Raw genomic sequence first — 23,379 nt, forward strand, 5'->3', positions numbered from 1 at the left:
GCAATACCGCTGGCGGTAACCCACCCTTACGGGGACGACGGTCATGAACACACCCTCCCAAGACATGCTGGATAACCTGTATGGCTCACCTCGGCACATTGACCAGGCTGCCATCGCACCGCTTTTGCGCCAATACGCTGAGCCTCTGCCGGCGCTGGACTCATCCGCCTTTGGTGAAATGTTCGATCGCTATGCGGATGCGCGGGTGGTGATGATTGGTGAGGCCAGTCATGGCACCAGTGATTTTTATCGAACCCGGGCAGCGATCACCCAAAGGCTGATCGAGCAACACGGGTTCAACATTGTGGCCGTAGAAGCCGACTGGCCGGACGCCGGCCATGTCGACCAGTATGTCCGGGGGTTGGCACACTCGGCGTGGAAACGTCACATCTTCAGCCGATTCCCGACCTGGATGTGGCGCAACACCGACGTGAGAGCATTCGCCCACTGGCTGCATCTCTACAACCACACCCTCGCCACGGAACGTCGCGTCGAGTTCCGCGGGCTGGACGTCTACAGCTTGCGCAACTCCATCCATGAGGTGCTGAGTTATCTGGACCGGGTCGACCCACAGCTGGCCCACGAGGCCCGGCGGCGCTATGGCTGTCTGACCCCTTGGCAGGATGATCCCGCGTTGTATGGTCACTTCGTCGAACGTGCCGGCTTGATGCCTTGTGAGCAACCGGTGATTGAACAGCTCGACGCCATGCTGGCCGAACAACTGGCCGGGCTCATCCAGAACGACGAGGCCTTCTTCAATGCGGCACAAAACGCTCGGGTGGTGCAGGCGGCGGAACAGTATTACCGTGCGATTTATCGAGGGTCGACCGCCTCATGGAACCTGCGTGACCGGCACATGTTCGACACACTTCGGGCACTGCTTGAGCACCGGGGTCCACAAGCCAAAGCCGTGGTCTGGGCGCACAATTCTCATATCGGCAACGCGGCTGCGACGGAAATGGGCTGGAAGGGTCAGTTCAACATCGGTCAGCTGTGCCGCAGTGCTTATGGGCGCGATGCCGTACTGATCGGTATGAGCACCGACCGTGGCCAGGTGGCCGCAGCCGATGACTGGGACGGCGACATGCTCATCAAGGACATCCGGCCCTCTCGCCCGGACAGTTGGGAGCACCAGTTCCTCAAGGCGGGTGTGCCGGCGTCATTGACCGACTGGCGAGACCCAACGCGCAAAGAGCTGCGCCGTGTGCTGTCCAAACCGTTGCTGGAACGGGCCATCGGGGTGATTTACCGCCCTGAAACCGAGCGTGGCAGTCACTACTTCGAAGCGACGCTGGCCGAACAGTTCGACGCCATGATCTGGATTGAACAGACCCAACCCGTGACAGCACTGGCGCTACCGAAAAGCCAGAGACTCGAACCGGAAGACGAAACCTATCCGTTTGGCGTGTGAGGCCGATCAGGCGTTGTCAGGCGGGGTCGTGCAAATACTTCTCGAACCAGTCGCCAGCGAGTCTGGCGACTTCTTCAAGGGCTCCAGGTTCTTCGAAAAGATGAGTCGCGCCCGCCACAATTTCCAGCTGCTGCTCACACCGCAAGGCCTGACTGCTTTGATCATTCAGTTCGAGCACCACCGGGTCCTGGGCGCCTACGATCTGCAGAGTGGGTGCCCTCACCTGCGACAATGCAGCCCCCGCCAGGTCGGTGCGCCCTCCGCGGCTGACCACCGCATGCACCACCTCCGGGCGCACGGCCGCCGCCAACAACGCCGCCGCAGCACCGGTGCTTGCGCCGAACAGACCGATTCGCAGCGAGTGCAACTCCACGTCCCGACCGACCCAGTCGATGACGTCCACCAGTCGCCTGGCGAGCAAGGCAATATCGAAACGCAGCTCCCCGGTGAGGTTGTCCAGGCGTTGCTCTGGCTCCGTGAGCAGGTCGAACAGCAGCGACGCCAGCCCCCGCTTGGCCAAGGACTCTGCGACAAACTGATTGCGTGGGCTCAGACGGCCACTGCCGCTACCGTGCACGAAGATCACCAGACCGTCAGTCTGCAGCGGCAGACGCAGATCGGCCGATAACTCAACCTCACGCAATTCCAGCTGTCGAGATTGAGGCTTAATCATCGAAAGGCTCCCGCGAGGCGGAATCCGTGGCGGCTTCTCGCTGCCAGGCCCGTTGCAACAAATCAATGACTTCTTCGTCCGAGGTCTGGGGGAAACTCAAGTACCAATACCCGATCGACATCATCCATTCAGGTATGAGTGGGCAGATCACCTCATCGACTTCGAAGCTCAGCGTGTCCACCGTTTCCCGCGGCGCAACCGGTACGGCAACGACTGTACGAGCAGGTGCCTGCATACGCACCGCGCGGATCGCCGCCATCATCGAGGCGCCCGTCGCCAGGCCGTCATCCACCAGAATCACCACCTGCCCCTTGAGCTGCAAGGGTGGCCGGGCGCCCCGGTACAGGTGCTCCCGCCGCTGCAATTCCCGTGTTTCACGCGCGACCACGGCGTCGAATGCGGCCGGGGAAATCGGGTGAGCCCGCAGCGCTTCTTCATTTCGGATCTGGATACCGCCACTGGCGATGGCGCCCATGGCGAACTCGGGGTTGGACGGCACGCCCAGTTTGCGCACCAGCATCAGGTCCAGGCGCACGTCCAGGGCCTTGACCACTTCATAGGCAACCGGAACGCCGCCACGGGGCAAGGCGAGGACGATGACATCGGGTCGATGGGCGTATTTGAGCAACGGTTCCACCAGACGTCGACCGGCTTCTGCCCGGTCCTCCAATGTGGTTTGTAATGAGGGGCTTTGACTCATGAAAAACCTCCTCAGGCGATGACGCCTGTCGTTTCGTTACACCATGGCCTTGTCCGGCTAGACCGCCAGAACACTGCAAGGCACCTGGTACAGAATATGTTCGGTCGTGCTGCCCAGCAGCTTCTCCAGGCCGTGGTACTGGACTCGGCCCATCACGATCACATCCACCTGCTGCTCGTTGGCAAAATCGCTCAACGCCGCGACCGGATGTCCGAGAACAAAATGCCGACGGTCAGAGGGGACGCCGTACCGACCGGCCAATTTGCTGAACGATTGTTCCTCGGTGGTGCGCAACTCTTTGGTGATGTCTGGAAGCGCCAGCCCCCCCATGTCTGCCAGATAGACCCCTGAAAGATCGCAGGCATACAGCAGGTGCAGCTCGGCATCGCACTGCAACGCCAGATTGGTGGCTTGCTGAATGATCCGCTCGTTCAGCTCGCTGTCCGCAGGCGCCGCATCCGACGCGTCAACCGCCGCCACGACCTTGCGCGGCAAGGCATGACCACCGCCGCCCACCAGATAGACCGGTATCGGGCAGTGGCGCAACAAATGCCAATCCAACGGGGTGAAGAATGCGCGTTTGAGCGCTGATTCGTGCTGCACTTCCTTGATCAGCAGGTCGGGCTGCATTTCCGTGACGTGATCAAGAATGTCTTGCTTCATGTCGTCGGCCCACATTACCTCTGTCGTCACTTTGAGCCCCAGCGCGTTGAGATTGGTTGCCTGGTTTTTCAGCCAGTCGCGATGGTCCTGAAGGTAGCTTTCCCGGGCTTTTTCCTGCACGCCTTCGTCAAGCAGTGACAGTATCTCCAACGGCTTTACAAGCGCAGCAATATGCAAGCCCGCGCCGCTGGCCTTGGCCAGAGCGGCCGCATGGTTTATCGCTGGGGAATGGCGCAGGGCCGGGTTGATGATGAGTAACAAGCGTTGATATTGGCTCATGATCTGACTCCATACAGGGGGACTCGACGTCCATCGCTGCCCCATTGCTGAGACTAGTCGTAACGCCTGCGCCGGATCAGGCACCCGCGTTGATTCAGCGTCCTCTGTTGATGTCGCCCTGGCGTTGATTTATATCAAATCCCCACGTAACGCCGTTCATTGGACCAATGCGGGTCATGGATCGGGCTTTCATTTCGCCGTACTTGATCAATATCAACAGGGCCGGGCCGAGCAGGATTACGTTGGCAAAATGGGACGGCATTTATGCTGTGCTCAGGACTTTGATGCTTGCCGGTTCCTTGATGGTGTGATGCCTCCACCGCACCGGCTTTCGACAGGAGACGGCAATGTCGACCCAACTTGCGAGTCAGCGGTTGCGCTTGTACGACAGCGATGAACTCGATGGTGTGCTGCAGGCGATGGCGCGCCAAGCGGCGATATTGTTGCCGCCCGCTCAATCGGCACTGATTGGCATCCAGCGTCGCGGCGAGCCGCTGGCACAGCGCTTACAGCAGCATCTTTCGCGTCAGACCGGCCAGCCAGAACTGCCGCTTTACCCCCTGAAGGTCAAGCGTTATGCCGATGACCTCAAGGTCCTGCATACACACACGGAATTGACTGAGAACCCACTTCTGGGCGAGCTGGACCTTGCCAATACCACCCTGCTTGTTGTCGACGATGTGCTTTTTGAAGGCCACTCCCTTCTGCGCACCTGTGCCTATTTGGCGCAGCTGGGGGCCCGTCGGGTCTACACTGCGGTATTGGTTGACCGGCATGTTTGCCAGCAACCGATCCGTGCCAACATTGTCGGCGTGCACCTGCAAGTTGCCGCCCATGACATCGTCGAATGCAACGTCCCGCCCTACGAAATGGAGTTCTGCATTGAAGTGTTGCGTCATGGTGCTGCCCGATGATGGCGCAACTGTTCGATAAGCCTCAAAGGAGCCAATGCATGCTCACCGACCGCCCGCTTCTTTTTGCCCTGCAAGGCAGTGAGCACTATGCTACCCGCGTCGCGCAGCGGCTTGGCTGCCAACTGGCCCTGCACGAAGAGCGCGACTATGAAGATGGCGAACATAAATGCCGACCGTTGGCGTCGGTTAACGGTCGCGAGGTCGTGGTGTTCCATGCCTTGTATGGGGATGACCGGCAGAGCGCTAACGATAAGTTGTGTCGCCTGTTGTTCTTTTGCGGAGCACTCAAGGATGCCGGCGCTCGCCATGTGCAAGTCGTAACACCCTATCTCTGTTACGGACGCAAAGATCGTCGCAGCCAACTTCAAGACCCCACGATCACCCGCTACCTGGCGGCCATGATTGAAGCCTGCCACGTTGATCGTCTGGTTGCCCTGGAGGTGCATAATCCGGCCGCGTTCGACAATGCCTTTCGCATTCCGACGTGGAACGTGCAGTGCACAGAAATATTCGCCGAGCATTTCGCCAGGTTCGTCGGCGACACCGACGTGGTGGCGGTGTCCCCGGATTCCGGTGGTGCCAAGCGCGCCGAACAGTTTCGTCAGGCCCTCGAACGACATCTGGGACGCTCAGTGGGCAGTGCGCTGATGGAAAAGCACCGTGCTCACGCGACGCTGACAGGCGCCCTGTTGGTGGGCGACGTATCGGGTAAGACAGCCATTGTTTTCGACGATCTGATCAGTACCGGTGAAACGCTGAAGCATGCGGGCCTTGCCTGTCAAAAGGGTGGAGCCAGCCGATTGTTTGCCGCGGCGACCCATGGTTTGTTCACGGCGGGCAGCCATCTGTTCGACAAGCCGCTTTTCGAGCACATTGCGATCTCTGACAGCGTGCCTCCATTTCGCCTGTCCCCCGAGTGCGTGACGCAGCACGTGCACGTAATCGACAGCACCGCCCTGATAGCCACCTTGCTGGCTGAAAATGGAGCATTCGATACCGTTTGAGCAGATGAAGAGGCCGATCAAAGACAATGGGGAGTGCCTGACGTTGAAAAAGATGAAAATCAACACAGCATTCACACTGATGGAGCCAGGCCCGGTGGTCTTCGTCACCACAAATGATGGCCGCAAGAACAACATCATGACCATCTCGTGGACCATGGTGATGGGCTTCACGCCGATTTTTGCCATCACCACCGGGCCCTGGAACTATTCGTACGCCGCGCTTCTGAAAACCAAGGAGTGCGTCATTTCAATCCCCACTGTCGATTTGATCGATTGCGTTATTGGTGTGGGAACCTGTTCTGGTGCCGACACAGACAAGTTTGCAACCTTCGGATTGACGCCCGTGAAAGGCAAACATGTCAGGTCACCCTTGATTAAGGAATGCCTGGCCAATATCGAATGCAAGGTTGTCGATATCATCGAGAAACACAATATTGTTGTCCTCGAAGGCCTCGCCGCCTACATCGATGAGTCACGCAAAGAGACACGAACCCTTCATTCGGTGGGTGATGGTTCCTTTGTCGTGGACGGACGCAAACTGGATAGAAGAGAAATGATGCAGTCGAAGCTACCAGAGGGTGTCCAGGTGGTTAGTCAATGATAATGAGCGCCACCGGCGTCCACTTGGCAGGCAATGAACAGTCATCGACGAGTCACTGACCTGGTGCGTTCCCGAGCGTTAATAAAAGCCTTCCGGGTAATACGTTGAGACCTGTCAGGTGAAGGCGAGCCAGCGTCAACGTTGCCACGCAATAAGTGCATTTTCCGCTGGCAGAAAGGCGTCTGAGTGCCAGGCGCGTACCCGTGGAGTGTAGCCATCCACGGGCCGCGTGGCAGCGACCGAGATGGAAAAGATATAGCCTTGGATGGCGCCGGGTATGGGTCCGACAGCGTTCATCGGCAGGCATTCTGCCGGATGTCCATCGCACGGGGCGGCATAGAGTTCCACCCTTACCCACTCCGGTGCGATCTCCCCCAGATAGACCGGTACGCTGATGTACAGCCACTCGCCGTCGTGTTTCGCATCGACCGTGCCGAAATGTATGTTGTCCCATCCCAAGGCAACCGCCTTGTGCCAGGCATGAAGCCCACGTGCGAGTTCGGCCTTATCCTTGCTACGGCGTCGGAACGCCTGGATCGCCGGTTGGTAACAACAATCCAGGTATTCGAGCAGCATGCGATTGCTACTGAATTGCGGCCCCAGTTGCGACATGCTGGCGCGCATGCGTTGCACCCAGTCTCGTGGAATTCCCTGCGTGTCGCGTGTGTAAAAGGTGGGCACTACTTCTTCTTCGAGCAGGCGGTACAAGCACTCGGCGTCGGCTACATCGTCGCTGGGGGCGTCGTCGCCGATTGCCCAACCGCAGGTGGGCTGGTACGCCTCCGCCCACCAACCGTCCAGTTGGGACAGGTTAAGTCCGCCATTGACCAGAACCTTCATCCCACTGGTGCCACAGGCTTCCCATGGTCGTCGCGGTGTATTGATCCAGACATCGACGCCTTGCACCAGATGTTGGGCCTGTTCAATGTCGTAATCCTCCAGGAACACGACATGCCTTCGCAGATTTGGACGATGAACAAACTCCATCCATGCCTGGATCAGCTGCTTGCCCTGCTCGTCACTGGGATGGGCTTTACCGGCGATGATCAGTTGGACCGGTCGATGCTCATCGGTTAGCAGGCGGCTCAGGCGCTCCGGGTCATGCAGCAACAGATTCGGTCGCTTATAGTCGGTGAATCGCCGCGCGAAGCCGAGCGTAAGGCAATTGGGATCGAGCACCTGCGCGGCTTCTTCGACCCGCTGAGGTGACTCGCCACGCTGTCCAAGGTGCCATGCCAAACGGTGACGCGTGTAATGCACCAGATCGCGGCGTTGCTCGGCGGCCATCGTCCACAAGGCCCTGTCATCACTGTGGGAGACCGTCCCTGAGAGAGACTCCACCGTGCCGAGCCAACGTTCCTTGCCACAGGTGCTAGTCCAAAGGTGATCAGACCACACCGAATCCCAGGATGGCACATGGACGCCGTTGGTAATGTGCCCTACAGGTATCTCTTGAAGCGGCCAGCGTGGATAAAGATCACTGAACAATTGACGGCTGACTTCGCCATGCAAACGACTCACGGCATTGCACTGGGCGCACCCACGCAATGCCAGAAAAGCCATGTTGAACGGCTCATCGTCGTCCGCCGGATCACGCCGGCCCAACGCAAGCAGCTCGCGCAATGAAATGCGACAGTCTTCGAGATACTCACGCGCGTACTTGTAAATGAGCGAGGGTGGAAAAAAGTCGAAACCCACAGCCACTGGCGTATGCGTTGTGAATACGTTACCTGCACGCGTTGCCCACCATGCCTCCCAGAACGATGTTCCCATCTTGTGCATAAAACGACGGGCACGTTCCAGCACAAGCAGTGCGGCGTGACCTTCGTTAAGGTGGCACACGTCAACGTCGATACCCAGTGCGTCGAGTACCGCCCAGCCACCAATGCCGAGCACCACTTCCTGGAGCAAACGCATTTCCGAGCCGCCGCCATACAACTTAGAGGTGATACCGCGGTCGGCGGGCCCATTGCGCAGATCGTTACTGTCCAGCAGATACAGGCGCGTACGTCCGACAATGGCCTGCCATATACGCAAATACAAAGTGCGACCGGGAAGTTGCAGCACGATTTTCAGCCAGGCGCCGTCATTTCCGATCGTTGGCTGAATCGGCAGGCTGGTGGCGTCGTTGTAAGGATAGGCCTCATGCTGCCTGCCTTGCGCGTCGATGTATTGCCGAAAATAGCCTTCCTGATAGAGCAAACCCACCCCAAGTATCGGAACGCCCATGTCGCTCGCCGTCTTCAGGTAATCTCCTGCAAGCACACCGAGTCCTCCGGCGTAGAGCGGAAAGGCCTCACTCAAACCGTACTCCATGCTGAAATAGGCGATCCGCGCCGAATCCCTGGCCCCTTGCTGCTGTGCATACCAGCCTGAGTCGTCGAGATAACGCCGATGCTCTGCGATGGCGTGCGCCAGTTTCTGCGAGAAGTCAGGATCTCGGCAGAGTTCGTCAAGACGCTGCTGCGAAGCATTCTGCAGAATCATCCACGGATTATGGGTACGCACCCAAAGTTCTGGGTCAATCGATTTCCACAGGTCGTCGAGTGCATGATTCCAGGTCCAGCGCAGGTTAAGCGCGAGGTCGGTCAGTGCGCAGAGTTGCTCCGGCAACTCACGTGGCAAGAAGGCATACACGTCGACACCTCAATGTAATCGGCAGTTTTGCGGATCTTGATCAGGCGTGCCATGAGGCAACGGTTTTACGGTGTGCGATTAAGTGACAGGCGCTTTTCCACCGCCAGAACATGCCGGGTCGTGGCGAGCACTGCATCCGGATTCAGGCTTATCGAGTCGATGCCAATTTCCACCAGAAATTCAGCCATCTCAGGATAGTCAGACGGCGCCTGTCCGCAAATACCGGAGTGGCGGCCGTTACGTTTTGCTCCCTCCACCGCCAGGCGAATCATCTGTTTAACCCCCGGATCGCGTTCATCGAAATCGAAGGCGACGATTTCCGAATCGCGATCCACGCCGAGCGTCAGCTGGGTCAAGTCATTGGAGCCGATGGAGAATCCGTCGAACAGTTTGGCGAAGGCGTCGATCAGGATGACGTTGTTGGGGATCTCGCACATGACGTAGACCTCCAGTCCGTTTTCTCCGCGCTTGAGGCCATGGCTGGCCATCGCTGCCAGCACCTTTTCGCCCTCCTCCACTCTGCGGCAAAAAGGGATCATCAATTTGACGTTAGTCAGGCCTATCTCGTCCCGTACCCGCTTCATTGCTGCGCATTCCAGCGCAAAACCTTCGGCATAGGCACTATGGGTATAACGGGACGCCCCACGAAAACCGATCATCGGGTTATCTTCTTCCGGCTCGAAATACTGACCGCCCAGCAGGGTCGCGTATTCGTTGCTTTTGAAGTCGCTCATGCGCACTACGCAGGGTTTTGGATACACCGCCGCCGCAATTGTGGCGACGCCTTCGGCCAAGGTCTTGACGAAAAAATCCGCAGGATCATTGTAAGCAACACTCAGGGCTGCGATCTTTTCACGTGTTGCGTCATCCACCTTTTCCGGGTGTACGAGTGCCATCGGATGCACCTTGATGTATTCATTAATAATGAATTCCATACGCGCCAGACCAATGCCATCCACCGGTAGCGAGGCAAGACTAAAGGCCTGATCAGGATTGCCCAGGTTCATCATAATCTTTGTTTTTGGATGTCCCAGCTCGCTGAGATCGGTGTGCTGAATGTCAAAACCCAGAATGCCTTCATAGACATTTCCGGTTTCGCCTTCGGCGCAGCTAATGGTGATCGGTGTGCCGGTTTCTATTTTGTCTGCCGCGTTTGCGGTTCCCACGATGGCGGGAATGCCCAGTTCACGCGAGACGATGGCGGCGTGACAAGTACGTCCGCCCCTGCTCGTCACGATAGCCGCGGCAGTCTTCATGACAGGTTCCCAGTCGGGTGCCGTGGTATCTGAGACCAGCACCTCGCCCGGTTGAAAATCACTGAGATGCTTGGCATCGTTGATGACGCGCGCCTTGCCGGCGCCAATTCTGGTGCCGACCGCCCTGCCCTTAAGCAGCACTGTCGATCTTTGCTTGAGATGGTAAATCTCAAGCACGCTGCCTTTCTTTTGCGACTCCACCGTTTCCGGTCGCGCCTGCACTATATATAACCGGCCATCGATGCCGTCTTTGGCCCATTCCATATCCATGGGTTTGTTAAAACCGGCTTTGCCCGAATAGTGGTTTTCAACCTTGATGGCATAGTCGGCCAGCACCATCACATCCGCATCAGTGATGCAGAAGCGGGTTCGTTCTTCGCGGGGCGTGTCAATATTCTTGGTGTATTCCACCGCGATATTGCCGGTATTGAGCTCGCCGGCAAAAATCATCTTCTTTGCTTTGCTACCCAGGCTGCGCTTCAAGACAGCACGATAACCCTGCAGAAAGCTGGGTTTGTGCACATAGAAACTGTCGGGGTCTATCGTGCCCTGCACGACATTCTCGCCGAGCCCCAGCGCGGCATTGATGAAGACGACATCCCTGAAGCCTGTTTCCGTGTCCAGCGAAAACATCACGCCACTGGCCCCTATATCGCTACGCACCATCTTCATGACCACGACGGCGAGATAGACCTTGTAGTAATCAAAGCCATTGTCGTATTTGTAGTGGATGGAGCGGTCGGTAAAGTTGGACGCCAGGCAACGTTTGTAGGCATCGAGCAGATCACCGTCAGTGGCGATGTTGAGATAGGTATCGTTCTGCCCGGCAAATGAGGCCTGCGGCGAATCCTCGGCGGTCGCCGAGGAACGTACCGCCAATGAAATGTTTTCGCCGTATTCCTGTTTGAGTTGGGCATAACTTTGCAAAATCGCCGTCTTTAGATCTTCCGGCAATGAACAGCCATATACGATCGCCCTCGCCTTTGCCCCCCGCGCCTGCAAATCCTTGATGTTGTCGGGGTCGAGTCCGTCAAGTGCCGCATGCAGAGGCTGCCAGGCGCTATTGTGATCAAGCACATAACGATACGCCTCAACGGTGATGGCAAAACCGTTGGGGATGCATACACCCTCAGTCGTGAGGTTCTGGTACATCTCACCCAGCGAGGCGTTCTTGCCACCGACCAGCGATACATCGTTGATACCCAGCTCTTTGAACCAGCGGATATGTGAATGCATCACGATATTTCTCCTTTTGATGGGGGGAGACTTTGTCGGCCGCTTCTACTTGATATAGAGCTTTATGGCTTGATGCCGCCTGCGTGTGTTGATTTAGATCAATGAGCGCCCTTTGAGCAGCAATAGCCGGGAGTATCAGCCCGCTTTTTGATGTATGCAGAGGGCGTAGCTGGACGAGAAGTACCGCCGCTACCAAGACCTCACCGTCTGCAATGGCAGCCGGCTCTGGTCACCTGCGCCGATTGAGCGTTGAATGATGTAGCCGAGCTGTCCGCCATCCTATTCAGGATCAAACCCATGACCCGTTCTGTTCCTGTAAACGCCGACGATCTGGAGCGACTGCATAATCGATCGTCGAGGAAATCGTCATCGGCGAGTCCGCCTCTCTGGAGCGCACCCTGACAGCTCAAGACATTCAGCTGTTCGCACTGGTCTCGGGCGATGTGAACCCGCTGTACGTCGATCCGGAATTTGCTGCCACCACCCACTTCAACACTGTTTTCGCCCATGGCATGTGGGGGGGAGCGTTGATTTCGGCGTTGATTGGTACGCAGTTGCCAGGGCCCGGTTCGGTGCCCTTGGGGCAAACCCTCAAGTTCCTTGCCCCGGTACGCATCGGTGACACACTGACGGTCTCGGTGACGGTTACTGCTCGCGACGTAGCGCGGTATCTGCTCACGCTGGCCTGTACCGGCATCAATCAGGAAGGCGTGGTCGTGCTGGAAGGTGAATCCCTGGTCCACGCGGCCGGCGAGCATATCGATGTGCACCGAGCCAGCCTGCCGGGCATAGAGCTGCGCCACAGCGCCGACGGTCTGAATCGTTTGTTGCAAGCCTGCCAGACGCTGGAACCGATCCGCGTTGCGGTGGTACATCCTTGCGACGAGGTGAGTTTCGAGGCGGCCCTTGAGGCCCGCGATGCTGGGTTGATCGATCCGATCCTGATTGGCCCAAGAGCCAGACTCGAAGCCTTGGCGGCCAAGGGCGGCCACGACCTTTGCGGTCTCACCATTGAATACGTGCCCCACAGCCATGCTGCCGCCCTGCGCGGTGCGCAAATGGCCCGTGATGGTCTAGTCGAAGCGTTGATGAAAGGTAGCCTTCACACCGACGAATTGATGTCCGCCGTGGTGCCGTCGTCGGCGCTACTGCGTACCAAGCGGCGCATCACCCACTGCTTCGTGATGCAGACGCCTTTTTATCCGCGCCCCTTCATCATCACCGATGCAGCGATCAATATCGCGCCAGCGTTGGTCGACAAAGTGGACATCGTGCGTAACGCCATCGATCTGGCACATATCCTCGGCGTCAGTAATCCCCACGTGGCGATTCTCGCTGCCGTGGAAACGGTGAATGCCAACATGCCCGCCACCCTTGATGCCGCAGCGCTGTGCAAAATGGCTGATCGCGGCCAGATCACTGGCGCGGTCCTTGACGGGCCGCTGGCGTTCGACAACGCCATCTCCCTGGCAGCGGCGCGTATCAAGGGCATTCACTCAGCTGTTTCCGGTAAAGCCGACATTCTCGTCGTGCCTGATCTGGAAAGCGGCAATATGCTCGTCAAGCAACTGGAATACCTGGGCGGTGCCTCCAGCGCGGGTATCGTGCTTGGCGCCAAAGTGCCGATTGTCCTGACCAGCCGCGCCGACTCCGTTGAATCGCGCATCGCGTCCTGCGCCATCGCCGCGCTGGTCGCCCATCACTATCGGGTCACCCCGCCATGAACGACACGGATAACGGTGAAGTGATACTGGTCCTCAATGCGGGGTCGTCGAGCATCAAGTTCGCCCTGTTCGACGCCACCTGCAGCCCTTTGGCTCGCACACCACTGTGGCGCGCAGAGGTCGACGGCATCACGGGGCCAAACTCGGTGGTCAGCGAAAACGGCGGCGACGATCAGCCACTGACCCTCGATGCAAAACATCCTTATCACGATGCCCTTGGGTATATTCGTGAGCGGTTGCGAACTCAACTGGTAGGCCGTTCGATCAGGGCCATCGCCCACCGCGTCGTGCATGGAGGGATTAAATACTCCAAACCGGTATTGATCGACACGCAGGTGCTGGCCGACCTTAAAAGCTACATCCCGCTAGCCCCTCTGCATCAGCCCTTCGCACTGGAGGCCATCGAAACGCTGCTGCAAACCCACCCCGACCTGCCACAAGTGGTGTGTTTCGATACCGCCTTCCACCAGACCCTGCCAGACGTGGAGAAAATCCTGCCGCTGCCTTGGTCGGCCTGGGAAAGCGGCTTGCGCCGTTACGGGTTTCACGGACTTTCCTATTGCTATCAATCCATTGCGCTGGCCGAACGTTATGGCGATCAGGCGCGCGGCCGGACGCTGGTCGCGCACCTGGGCAGCGGTGCCAGCCTGTGCGGTATGCGGGACTTGAAAAGCGTCGCCACCACCATGGGTTTCTCAGCGCTGGACGGTTTGATGATGGGCTCCCGCTGCGGGGCGCTGGACCCTGGCGCGGTGATTTTCCTGATGGAAATCTGGAAGCTGAGCCTGGAGCGGGTCAGCCATATTCTGTATCACGAGTCTGGCCTGCTGGGAGTTTCCGGCATTTCCAGCGACCCGCGCGAATTGCTCAAAGTCGAAGCCACTGAGCCTCGCGCGGCCATGGCCCTTGCGTTGTACCTGCGCCGCTTCATCCACGAAGCCGGTGCCCTTGTCGCGGCACTGGGTGGTCTGGACATGCTGGTGTTCACGGCAGGTATTGGCGAACACAACGCGGCGATTCGCTCTCGTATGTGCGCTGGCCTGCAGTATCTGGGCGTCGAACTGAACGAAACGGCGAACCGGGCCAATGCCTCAGTGATCTCGACCCCGGCCAGCCGAGTCAAGGTGGTGGTCGAAGCCACCAACGAAGAATGGGTCACGGCGCTCGATGCCCTGCGCCTGACAGAGCCAGCCAATCAGCAAGGTCGATCCGCCCCGCGCCTAATCCCCTGAAGGATTCGATGGCTCGCCGACAAGTGCTGTAAAGCACCGGCACCCCGGTCAACCCGCCGACGGTGATCGTTTGAGCTCAAATGAGGTGCCGATCGTGGGGCTGCCCCGGACAACAAGGCGCTCAACGGCCTGACATCAGTTTTGTGCGCTTTGAGGTCGACCGCCACCGCCATCGCGTAAAAACTTCTTGAGTGAGGTCAGCGAACGGGTATTGAGCACATCGTGTTTTTCCAGCCAGGCTCGACGCGCCTGAGCGACGCCGTAGCGCAAATAGGAAAAATCCGCGGCGCGATGGGCGTCCGAATTGATGCTGATGAGCACGCCTTGATCCTTGGCGTATTGGCACTGAAGGTCAAACAGATCCATGCGCTGGGGCTGCGAGTTGAGTTCCAGGCAGCAACCACGCTCTGAGGCTGCCTTGATGATTGCAGGCAGGTCCATGTTCAGGGGCGCGCGTTCATTGATCAACCGACATAGGGGATGTGCCAGTACGCTGAAGTAGCGATGATCCATAGCCCTGAGCAGGCGTTGGGTTTGTTGATGCAGCGTCAAGCCGAAATGACTGTGGACGGCGCCCACCACCAGGTCCAGGCGCCCCAGAATGTCATCTGGCAGATCCAGGCGACCGTCTTCGAGAATGTCGACCTCAACGCCCTTGAGCAAGGTCATGCCTTGCAAGCGGGCGTTGAGCGCATCGATCTGGTCGATTTGCTTCAACAATCGATCAGTGTCCAGGCCATGGGCCACCCTGAGGGACCGGGAGTGGTCGGTAATCGCCAGGTATTCCAGTCCGGCGTGCTGCGCCGCAAATGCCATCTCTTCCAGGCTATTGCCTCCATCCGAGTCACGGGTATGAGCATGCAAGTCACCTTTGAGGTCGCTCAACTCAATCAGCCTCGGTAAACGACCTGTCAGTGCCGCCTCGACTTCACCGCGATCTTCGCGCAGTTCCGGCGTGATCCAGACCAACCCCAAGGCCTGATAAACCGCCACCTCGGTGGCACGGGCCACGCATTCTTCGGCCTTGAACACCCCATATTCGTTGAGTTTGAGCCCCAGCGTCCGGGCCCTCTGGCGAATCGCGATGTTATGCGCCTTGCTGCCAGTGAAATACACCAGAGCGGCGCCAAATTGCGCCGGCTTTACAATGCGCATATCCACTTGCAGGCCTGAGCCCAGCACGACGCTGGCACGCGTGCGCCCTTTAACCAACACGGTGGAAATCTCCGGGTGCTTGAGCAAGTGTGCCGTGACATTCACAGAAGGCGCTGCGGCCACGAGGAGGTCGACATCACCGACAGTGTCGCGCATGCGACGCAGGCTTCCGGCCACCGTCGCTTCCTCGATACCCGCAAGCTGCTGCAAGTATTCGATCAGACGGTGCGCCACGGGCTCGACAAACGCCAGCGGCAAACGGCGATCGCTTCCAATCCCCTTCTGCGCGGCGCTCAACAGCCGCGTTTCCATCTTTTCACCGAAACCGGGCAGATGGCGAATGCGCCCCTGTCGAGCAGCCTCGCATAACTGCTGCGCGGTTTCGATCCCCAGATCGTGATACAGGTGCCTGACGCGTTTGGGACCCAATCCGGCGATGGACAACAGTTCAACCAATCCGGGCGGCAAGGTCGAACGCAACCGCTGGCGCAAAGCGCAATTTCCGGTGGTAACGATTTCGTTGATCTTGCCTGCCAGATCAACTCCAATACCGGTCAGTTTGGGCAGTGGTTCGCCACGCGCGATGATCTCTGCCAGCTCAAAGGTCAACGCTCTCAAGGTGCGCGCCGCATTACGGTAGGCCCGGATCCGGAAGGGGTTGGCGTCATCGATTTCCAGCAGATCAGCGATTTCGTCAAAAACCTCGGCAATTTGATCATTGCCAATCAGCCGCCTGTCCTTGAACGAGGCCGATAGCCAGTCTGGTAACGGTTCCTGAGGCGGTACGGCGGTGAGCTTCATGGCAGTGCCCGTCCAGTGAAATGAAGAACGCGCGTTTGAGCGTTGATTCGTATTGCACGTCCTTGACTAACAGGTCGGGCTTTTCCCGCGCGATTCCTCAAGCAGTGACGATTTTACGAAAGCGGCAATATGTAAGCTCGCCACGGTAGCCGAGTTCAGCGCTAAATGCCGGTGAGGCACATGCTGTGCGTGTTTTGCGATCAGCCGACCCAGCGAATCTCCGGCGCCTTGTGCGAGACCGGTGCAGGCACCGATTTCGGATGGCCAACGATAATGGGCGCCACTGGCGTCCACTCGGCAGGAAGGCCCAGTGCATGCTTCCCCTGTGGCGTATCAAGAAAACGTTGGGCGAAACCGATCCAGCAGGTACCCAGCCCGTCAGCGTACGCGGCGAGCATCAGGTTTTCGGCGGCCAATGCGCAGTCTTCGACGATCCACTGACCTGGCGCGTTCCCCGAAATAAGGATGAGTACTGGCGCGTGGTAGAAGATGTGAAAGTTTTCGTCATTGAGTAGCGAATGGAAGTGCGCGGAATGGGGGCCAGCGGGCATCGTCTTGAGCATGTAGGCCTTTGCTTCTCGCGAGATCCGATCCAGCACTGCTTGGTCTCGGATCACCGTGAACGTCCACGGTTGTTGGTTGACCGCGCTGGGCGCTTGGGCAGCGGCATTGATCAAACGACGAATGACATTTTCATCAACGGCTTCTGTCGTGTATTCACGCGTGGAGCGCCGGCCGGAGATTGCCTTGTCGATGTTCATGAGTGCATACCTCAAGGTAGGTCATTTCATAAAGTCGTCCACTCACGCAGACCTGCTGCTGATTTAAATCAGATCAGGGCGGAACCGGTGGCAACCGACGATTCGATCGGCTCACCGTTTGAGTGGCAAACAATGCGTGACGGCACTACTGCCCAGTACCTTCACCCCTTGCGGATCGAAGGCTCGGCTTCGCCGGATTTCGCCTTTTGCCCCAGATAGGCGATGAGCTTGTCCAGGGTGTCCACGTGTTGGTAATCGCTTTCAGGAATTGCTATTCCCAGGCTCCGATTCAGAGCCTCGATGACACGAAGCCAATCCATGGAATCCAGATCAACCTCTTCGCGCAGTGACCGATCAGATCGCAACTGCTCGATTTCAAGTTCCGGGGCAATGCCTTTCAAGGCTTTCAATACTTCATCGCGGATCATTTGCGGGTTCATATGCCCTCTCCTCAAAGCGCCTCTGGCGTCTGCAGCAAACGACGAACTTCGCCCAGAAAACGTGCGCCGTAGTGACCGTCGCTGACTCGATGATCGGCGGACAAACTGCTAATGACAGTGGGCATGACACACAGCTGGCCCTCTTTCACCCAGGGCCGCTCACTGATACGACCGAAACCGACCAAGGCAACCTGGGGCGGATAGATCACCCCCAATACGCTGTCCACGCCCTGATCGCCGAGTTGAGTGACCGTCATGCCGGCGCCTCCCAGCTCGGAGCTGCGCAGGGATCCGCTGCGGGCGCGCTCGACCAGGCTGGCCAGTTCACTCATCAAATGAGTCAAGGATGTGTCCGCCACATGATGCAGCACCGGGGCGACCAGGCCACCCTGGCGCAAGGTGATTGCCACCCCAAGGTCGGTATCGAGTGCGGGCTTGAAGGCGTTATCCAGCCAGAAACCATTGAGCTGCGGATAGTCGCGCAAGGCCAGCGCCACTGCTTTGAGCAGCAAGACGCTGGGCAGCAGGCGCTCTTGAAGTGTGCTTTGCGCATTGTGTGCCTGCAGCCAGGCCATGGCTTTATCCAAGGCGATGGTTTCGCTGAGGTAGTAATGGGGAATCTCGCGTTTTGAACGAGTCATGGCCGCCGCAATGGCATGCCGCATGGCCTGGTCGGGGTCCGGCGGGTGCGCCACATGAGCGGCTGCCTCGATGTCCTCCAGGGTAACGACTCCCTGTGGCCCATGGCCTTTCACATCAGCGGTGCTGACGCCTAGCTCGGCAGCACGCTTGCGCGCCGCGGGAGATATCCGCGGGCGTCTGCCGGACGATGCCTGCTCTTCGATCAGCAGCGGCGCCGCCGTCGTTGTTCGTCGCGCACTGTGCGGATCTTCGCCCGGTTCCAACAACCAGGCGATGGTGGTACCGACCGGGACTTTGGCGCCGATATCGATCAGCAGTTGCGACACCGTGCCCTCATGCCAGCACTCGACATCGATGGCGGCCTTGGCGGTATCGACGACGGCAATCACCTGGCCCGGCTTGACCACATCGCCCGGATGGACTTTCCACTCCAGCAACGTGCCTTCATCCATATCAGCCCCCAGAGAGGGCAATTTGAATTCGATCATCGTTTACCTTCCTGGCCTGATACTTGAATACGCCACGTCATTGCGCTCACCCTGATGTCCCCCGGCACAGTTCATGAGCGGCCGCGACGATCGTCGACACTTGTGGCAGGGCTGCCTCTTCCAGATGCCGGGGATAAGGTATCGGCACTTCAGCGCTGCACACCCGTGCCGGCGGTGCATCCAGCTCGAAAAAGCCTTGTTCTATGATCCGTGTAATGATCTCGGCGGATAGACTGCCGCTGCGCCATCCCTCATCGACCACCAGGGCCCGACGGGTCTTGCAGACAGAAGCCATCAAAGTCTTGTCATCCAGAGGGCGCAGGACACGCAGGTCGATAACTTCGCAATCAATGCCCTCCCCGGCCAGTACCTGCGCAGCCTCCAAGGTCTTGCCGAGTGTGCCGCCGTAAGTGATCAGGGTCAGGTCCTTGCCGGTTCGGCGGACCTTGGCGGAGCTGATGTCCACCGTCTCCCACTCGCCCGCATCACCCTCCAGGTTGTAGAGCTGGGCATGTTCGAATATCAGCACCGGGTCCGGATCCAGTAGCGCTGGCCAGAGCATGCCGCGTGCATCTTCGATGGTCGCCGGCGCCAGGATTTTCAGCCCGGGAATATGGGCGTACCAGCCCTCCAGGCTGTGCGAGTGTTGCGCCGCAAGCTGGCGTCCGGCGCCTGTCGCCATGCGCACAACCAGGGGCACGGAGAACTGTCCACCGGACATGTGCCTCAAGGCAGCAGCCGTATTCATCAACGGATCGAGTGCGAGCAGACTGAAGTTCACGGTCATGATTTCGACAATCGGCCGCATGCCCCCCAAAGCCGCCCCTATTCCGGCTCCCACGAAACCCAGCTCGGACAATGGCGCGTCTCGAATGCGCTCGGGGCCAAACGCCTCAAGCAACCCCAGGGACACGGCATAACTGCCACCGTAGCGACCGACGTCTTCGCCCATCAGAAATACCCGTGGGTCCCGCTGCAGCGCCTCACGTATTGCCTCGCGCAGCGCCTCGCGATAGCTCATACGAATGCTCATGGCGCCGCCCTTGGGGTGTAGACATCGCGAGACAAATCCTCGAGCGGCTCCAGGCTGCCGCTTTCGGCATAAGTAACGGCGGCTTCCACTTCAGCGTCCACCTGGTTGAGGATCGCCAGAAATCCGGGTTCGTCCAAAAGACCCTCGGCCTTAAGCTGTGCACTGTACGTATGGATCGGCCCATGGGTCTTCCATTGCTCCACCTCGTCCTTGTCACGATACAGCTGTGGGTCGAACATCGAATGGGCGCGAAACCGATAGGTGCGAAACTCCAGAAAAAAAGGCCCACGCCCCGCACGGATGTGTTCAACCGCATCACGAGCGGCGTCATACACCGCGATCACGTCCATGCCATCGACGGACCGGGTATCGACTTTGTAGGCCGAGGCTTTCACACACAGGTCCGTTTGCGACTGCGAACGGTCCAGGGCAGTCCCCATCGCATAGAGGTTGTTTTCACAGCAAAACAGCATCGGCAGTTGCCACAATGCGGCCAGGTTGATGGACTCGTGGAAAGCCCCTTCCGCCATCGCGCCTTCACCAAAAAAACAGGCTGAAAGACGCGCTCCACCTTGCATACGTTCAGCGAGTGCCAGACCCACCGTCAGTGGCAAGCCACCCGCGACAATGGCATTGCCCCCGAAGAATCGTGTCGTGGCATCAAACAGGTGCATTGAGCCGCCGCGCCCTCGCGAGCATCCTTCCTGGTGCCCATACATTTCGGCCATGATTGCTTTCATGGGGACGCCCTTGATCAGGGCGTGGCCATGTTCGCGATACGTCGCGACCACCGCATCGTTGGCTGCCAGTGCATGCAGTACGCCGACGGCGACCGCTTCTTCACCGATGTACAGGTGCAGAAAGCCACGAATCTTGCCCTCCCCGTACAACTCGCCAGCGCGCTCCTCAAGACGACGGATACGCACCATGTCCCGCAGCAGGTCGAGAGCAATGTCCTGGGACCGCGGTGGGAGGCTCATGGCGGGCTCTCCATGCTGGAAGTGTCGCCTTCAGGCAAACCCAGTTCCCGGGCCTTGAGCAGACGCCGCATGAGTTTTCCGCTACGGGTGTGCGGAAGCACTTCCACAAATTCCAGTTCCTTGGGCGCAACGACCGCCCCGAGGCGCTTGCGTCCATGACCGAGCAACTCGTCGTGCAGGGCCTGGCTGGCAGTGAAACCACGCTTGAGTGAAACAAAGGCTTTCACGGTTTCACCCAACAGCGGGTCGGGCTTGCCGATCACCGCGGCCTCGGCTACGGCCGGGTGTTCCATGAGGGAGCTTTCAACTTCGAACGGACCGATCAGGTGACCCGCCGACTTGATGACATCGTCGCTGCGACCAATAAACCAGTAGTAACCATCGGCATCGCGACGCACGAGATCGCCGCTCAGGTACCACTCACCGACAAAGCAGTGACGATAACGCTCCTCCTGCCCCAGGTAGGTACGGAACATGGCAGGCCATGGCTGTTTCAAGGCAAGGTCACCGACCTCGTTGTCACCCAGAAACACCAGTCCGCCCTCTTCTCCTCGAACGACGATGGCCGCCTCGACACCCGGCAGCGGCTTACCCATGGAGCCTGGCTTGATGGGCATGGCAACCGTGTTGGCAATCATGATGCCGCCGGTTTCGGTCTGCCACCAATTGTCGTGGATCGGCAGCCCAAGCACCTCTTTGCCCCACCAGACAGCCTCGGGATTAAGCGGCTCGCCGACGCTGGCGATAAACCGCAGACTCGGAAAACGATGGCCGCGCGCCAACTCCGCCCCCGCTTTCATCAGCAGGCGAATGGCCGTCGGGGCGGTATACCAGACCGTCACCTGTTGCTTCTCAAGTATCCGGTACCAACGCTCGGCATCGAATTCATTGCCCTCGACCACACTGGTGACGCCCAGCAACAACGGGGCAAATATCCCGTAGGAAGTACCTGTCACCCAACCCGGATCGGCGCTGCACCAATAGACATCTTCGGGGTGCAAGTCCAAGGCGTATTTCCCGGTGACGCGATGGGTCAGCGCCGCGCCATGGGCATGCAACACGCCTTTCGGAGTGCCTGTCGTGCCGCTGGTGAAGTGTAAAAGTGCGGGGCTGTCGGCGGTCGTATTGGCAACGGTGAAGGCTTCCTCTGCCTGCGCCAGCAGCTGATGCAGATTGAGCGTCCCCTCGATCTGCGCCGTATCGCCACCGTTTTCGTCGTACAGCAGCACATGTTTGAGGGCCGGCAAACGCTCGCGTATGGCCGCGACCTTGCGCCGGTAGAGGGTTTCGCTGGTCAGCAACACACTGCCTTCGCCAAGACGCATACGGGTTTCGATGGGCTCCGGGCCGAAGGCACAGAACAATGGCGACACCACGCAACCGAGTTTCAGGCCCCCGAGCACCCCCAGATACAGTTCCAGCCCTCGGCCACAGAGTACAAATAGTCGATCACCGGGCATCACGCCCAGCTTTTTCAATACATTGGCAAACCGGTTGGTCAGGATGCTCAGTTGGGCGTAACTGATGTCGCAACTCCCCCCGTTGCGATCAAGAATGCGCAATGCCGTATGCCGTCGATGCGCACCCTGCGCATGGCGATCCACGGCTTCATACGCCAGGTTCAAACCGCCGCCCGGCAAACCGGCCAGCGCATTGGCTTCCACCTGCCAGGAAAAGGCCTCCCGAGCTTGCACGCTATCGAGCCAATTCGGCGCTAACGGCAAGTTGGCCAGGGTTTTCTTAATGATCGCTGGATGCATGATCGCCACCTTGAGTCGTCTTTGGTCCGTCCCTAGACCGCCAGGACACTGCAGGGCACCTGATACAGAATATGTTCGGTCGTGCTGCCCAGCAGTTTCTCCACCCCGTGGTACTGGACTCTGCCCATCACGATCACATCTATGTTGTGCTTGTTGGCGAACTCGCTCAGCGCCGAAACGGGATGTCCCAGAATGAAATGTCGACGGTTAGCAGGCACACCGTACCGACCGGCGAGTTTCAGAAACGATTGTTCCAGCTCTTTGCGCAGCCCCTTGGTCAGCTCCGACAGTTTCAAGCCACCGCCCAATTCCTCCAGGTAGTCTTCCGTAATGTCATAGGCATACAGCAGGTGCAACTCGGCATCACACTGTATGGCGAGGCTGGAAGCCTGGTGGATAATGCGGTCATTCAACTCACTGTTCTCAGGCCCACCCGCCGAAGCATCAACCGCCGCCACAATCCTGCGCGGCAGGACATGGTGAGCCTCGCCCACCAGATAAACCGGTACCGGACAGTGGCGCAGCAAGTGCCAGTCCAACGGGGTGAAAAACGTGCGCTTGAGCGCTGATTCTTGCTGGATTTCCTTAATCAACAGGTCGGGCTGCAATTCCTTGACGTGATCCAGGATGTCTTGCTCCATGTCATCAGCCCACACCACCTCGGTGGTCACCTCGATCCCTCTGCCACGCAGAAGTTTGGACTGGTCCTCCAGCCAATCGTGATGGTCCTGCAGGTAACGCTCCCGAGCCTTTTTCCGGTCGCCTTCTTCGAGCAGCGACAACAGTTTCAACGCAGGAATCAACGTCGCAATATGCAAACGTGCACCGCTGGCCCTGGCGAGCGCTGCTGCATGGTCGATTGCCGGAGAATGGCGCAGGGCCAGGTGGAGGATGAGTAACAGTTGTTGATACTGGCTCATGGTCTGACTCCAGGCAGAGGGTTCAACGCCTGCCGTTGGCCTCGTAGGGCTCAGCCGTTGCGTCCACGC

At 58.7% G+C, this 23,379-nt stretch carries 19 protein-coding genes; 6 read left to right on the forward strand and 13 right to left on the reverse strand.

The window, feature by feature from the left end; genetic code table 11:
* Positions 1-43 precede the first annotated feature (43 nt).
* Positions 44-1,411 carry an erythromycin esterase family protein gene (locus AC1ROI_RS01595; protein ID WP_042932034.1) on the forward strand — a complete coding sequence of 456 codons (1,368 nt, stop codon included), beginning with the start codon at positions 44-46 and terminating at the stop codon, positions 1,409-1,411.
* Between the two features lie 16 nt (positions 1,412-1,427).
* On the opposite strand, the gene AC1ROI_RS01600 is transcribed toward AC1ROI_RS01595, so the two are convergent.
* From AC1ROI_RS01600 to AC1ROI_RS01610, 3 genes are read right to left on the reverse strand one after another with little or no spacing between them, the layout of a single operon-like run.
* The gene (locus AC1ROI_RS01600) at positions 1,428-2,084 is read right to left on the reverse strand and encodes a dienelactone hydrolase family protein (RefSeq protein ID WP_083376669.1); all 657 of its coding nucleotides are present in this window, start codon (positions 2,082-2,084) and stop codon (positions 1,428-1,430) included.
* Entirely contained in the window at positions 2,077-2,784 is a 708-nt protein-coding gene (locus tag AC1ROI_RS01605; protein ID WP_077747781.1) for a phosphoribosyltransferase, read from the reverse strand. Before AC1ROI_RS01605 ends, AC1ROI_RS01600 begins: the two co-directional genes overlap by 8 nt.
* Before the next feature lie 57 nt (positions 2,785-2,841).
* Positions 2,842-3,726, reverse strand: coding sequence for a universal stress protein (locus AC1ROI_RS01610; RefSeq protein WP_102595251.1), 885 nt, complete (start codon positions 3,724-3,726; stop codon positions 2,842-2,844).
* A gap of 347 nt (positions 3,727-4,073) precedes the next feature.
* Here AC1ROI_RS01610 and AC1ROI_RS01615 point away from each other — a divergent pair, with 347 nt between their 5' ends.
* The 3 genes from AC1ROI_RS01615 to AC1ROI_RS01625 are packed head-to-tail and all read left to right on the forward strand — an operon-like array spanning position 4,074 to position 6,245.
* Positions 4,074-4,640, forward strand: a complete 567-nt coding sequence (locus tag AC1ROI_RS01615) for a phosphoribosyltransferase family protein (protein ID WP_102595250.1) — start codon at positions 4,074-4,076, stop codon at positions 4,638-4,640.
* A gap of 38 nt (positions 4,641-4,678) precedes the next feature.
* On the forward strand, positions 4,679-5,644 hold the full coding sequence (locus AC1ROI_RS01620; RefSeq protein ID WP_102595249.1) for a ribose-phosphate diphosphokinase: 966 nt from the start codon (positions 4,679-4,681) through the stop codon (positions 5,642-5,644).
* A gap of 52 nt (positions 5,645-5,696) precedes the next feature.
* Positions 5,697-6,245 carry a flavin reductase family protein gene (locus AC1ROI_RS01625; RefSeq protein ID WP_197678990.1) on the forward strand — a complete coding sequence of 183 codons (549 nt, stop codon included), beginning with the start codon at positions 5,697-5,699 and terminating at the stop codon, positions 6,243-6,245.
* A gap of 135 nt (positions 6,246-6,380) precedes the next feature.
* Here the strand turns inward: AC1ROI_RS01625 and glgP are convergent, their stop codons facing one another.
* Positions 6,381-8,882, reverse strand: a complete 2,502-nt coding sequence (gene glgP, locus AC1ROI_RS01630) for an alpha-glucan family phosphorylase (RefSeq protein WP_102595248.1) — start codon at positions 8,880-8,882, stop codon at positions 6,381-6,383.
* Positions 8,883-8,947: 65 nt separating this feature from the next.
* The gene (gene ppsA, locus AC1ROI_RS01635; RefSeq protein ID WP_102595247.1) at positions 8,948-11,374 is read right to left on the reverse strand and encodes a phosphoenolpyruvate synthase; all 2,427 of its coding nucleotides are present in this window, start codon (positions 11,372-11,374) and stop codon (positions 8,948-8,950) included.
* Between the two features lie 413 nt (positions 11,375-11,787).
* Here ppsA and AC1ROI_RS01640 point away from each other — a divergent pair, with 413 nt between their 5' ends.
* Together AC1ROI_RS01640 and AC1ROI_RS01645 are read left to right on the forward strand one after the other, a co-directional pair.
* Positions 11,788-13,098 carry a bifunctional enoyl-CoA hydratase/phosphate acetyltransferase gene (locus AC1ROI_RS01640; RefSeq protein WP_256580115.1) on the forward strand — a complete coding sequence of 437 codons (1,311 nt, stop codon included), beginning with the start codon at positions 11,788-11,790 and terminating at the stop codon, positions 13,096-13,098.
* Entirely contained in the window at positions 13,095-14,330 is a 1,236-nt protein-coding gene (locus tag AC1ROI_RS01645) for an acetate/propionate family kinase (RefSeq protein WP_102595246.1), read from the forward strand. The genes AC1ROI_RS01640 and AC1ROI_RS01645 overlap by 4 nt, the downstream gene beginning before the upstream one ends.
* A gap of 135 nt (positions 14,331-14,465) precedes the next feature.
* On the opposite strand, the gene polX is transcribed toward AC1ROI_RS01645, so the two are convergent.
* From polX to AC1ROI_RS01685, 8 genes are all read right to left on the reverse strand, one after another.
* Positions 14,466-16,286 (reverse strand): DNA polymerase/3'-5' exonuclease PolX, encoded by a 1,821-nt coding sequence (gene polX, locus AC1ROI_RS01650; RefSeq protein WP_102595245.1) that lies wholly within the window; start codon positions 16,284-16,286, stop codon positions 14,466-14,468.
* Positions 16,287-16,486: 200 nt separating this feature from the next.
* Positions 16,487-17,047 (reverse strand): nitroreductase family protein, encoded by a 561-nt coding sequence (locus tag AC1ROI_RS01655; RefSeq protein WP_102595244.1) that lies wholly within the window; start codon positions 17,045-17,047, stop codon positions 16,487-16,489.
* 161 nt (positions 17,048-17,208) lie between these two features.
* Complete coding sequence (locus tag AC1ROI_RS01660) at positions 17,209-17,487, reverse strand: acyl carrier protein (protein ID WP_010460623.1); 279 nt, start codon at positions 17,485-17,487, stop codon at positions 17,209-17,211.
* A gap of 11 nt (positions 17,488-17,498) precedes the next feature.
* Positions 17,499-18,617, reverse strand: a complete 1,119-nt coding sequence (locus tag AC1ROI_RS01665; protein WP_102595243.1) for a dihydrolipoamide acetyltransferase family protein — start codon at positions 18,615-18,617, stop codon at positions 17,499-17,501.
* Between the two features lie 46 nt (positions 18,618-18,663).
* On the reverse strand, positions 18,664-19,650 hold the full coding sequence (locus AC1ROI_RS01670; RefSeq protein WP_042932032.1) for an alpha-ketoacid dehydrogenase subunit beta: 987 nt from the start codon (positions 19,648-19,650) through the stop codon (positions 18,664-18,666).
* Positions 19,647-20,630: a pyruvate dehydrogenase (acetyl-transferring) E1 component subunit alpha gene (gene pdhA, locus AC1ROI_RS01675; protein WP_102595242.1), complete on the reverse strand. Its 984-nt coding sequence runs from the start codon at positions 20,628-20,630 to the stop codon at positions 19,647-19,649. Before pdhA ends, AC1ROI_RS01670 begins: the two co-directional genes overlap by 4 nt.
* Positions 20,627-22,390 carry an acetate--CoA ligase gene (gene acsA, locus AC1ROI_RS01680; RefSeq protein WP_102595241.1) on the reverse strand — a complete coding sequence of 588 codons (1,764 nt, stop codon included), beginning with the start codon at positions 22,388-22,390 and terminating at the stop codon, positions 20,627-20,629. Before acsA ends, pdhA begins: the two co-directional genes overlap by 4 nt.
* A 32-nt stretch (positions 22,391-22,422) precedes the next feature.
* Entirely contained in the window at positions 22,423-23,310 is an 888-nt protein-coding gene (locus AC1ROI_RS01685; protein ID WP_102595240.1) for a universal stress protein, read from the reverse strand.
* Between the last annotated feature and the right edge of the window lie 69 nt (positions 23,311-23,379).

Source organism: Pseudomonas sp. GW823-FHT02C02, from assembly GCF_058797635.1.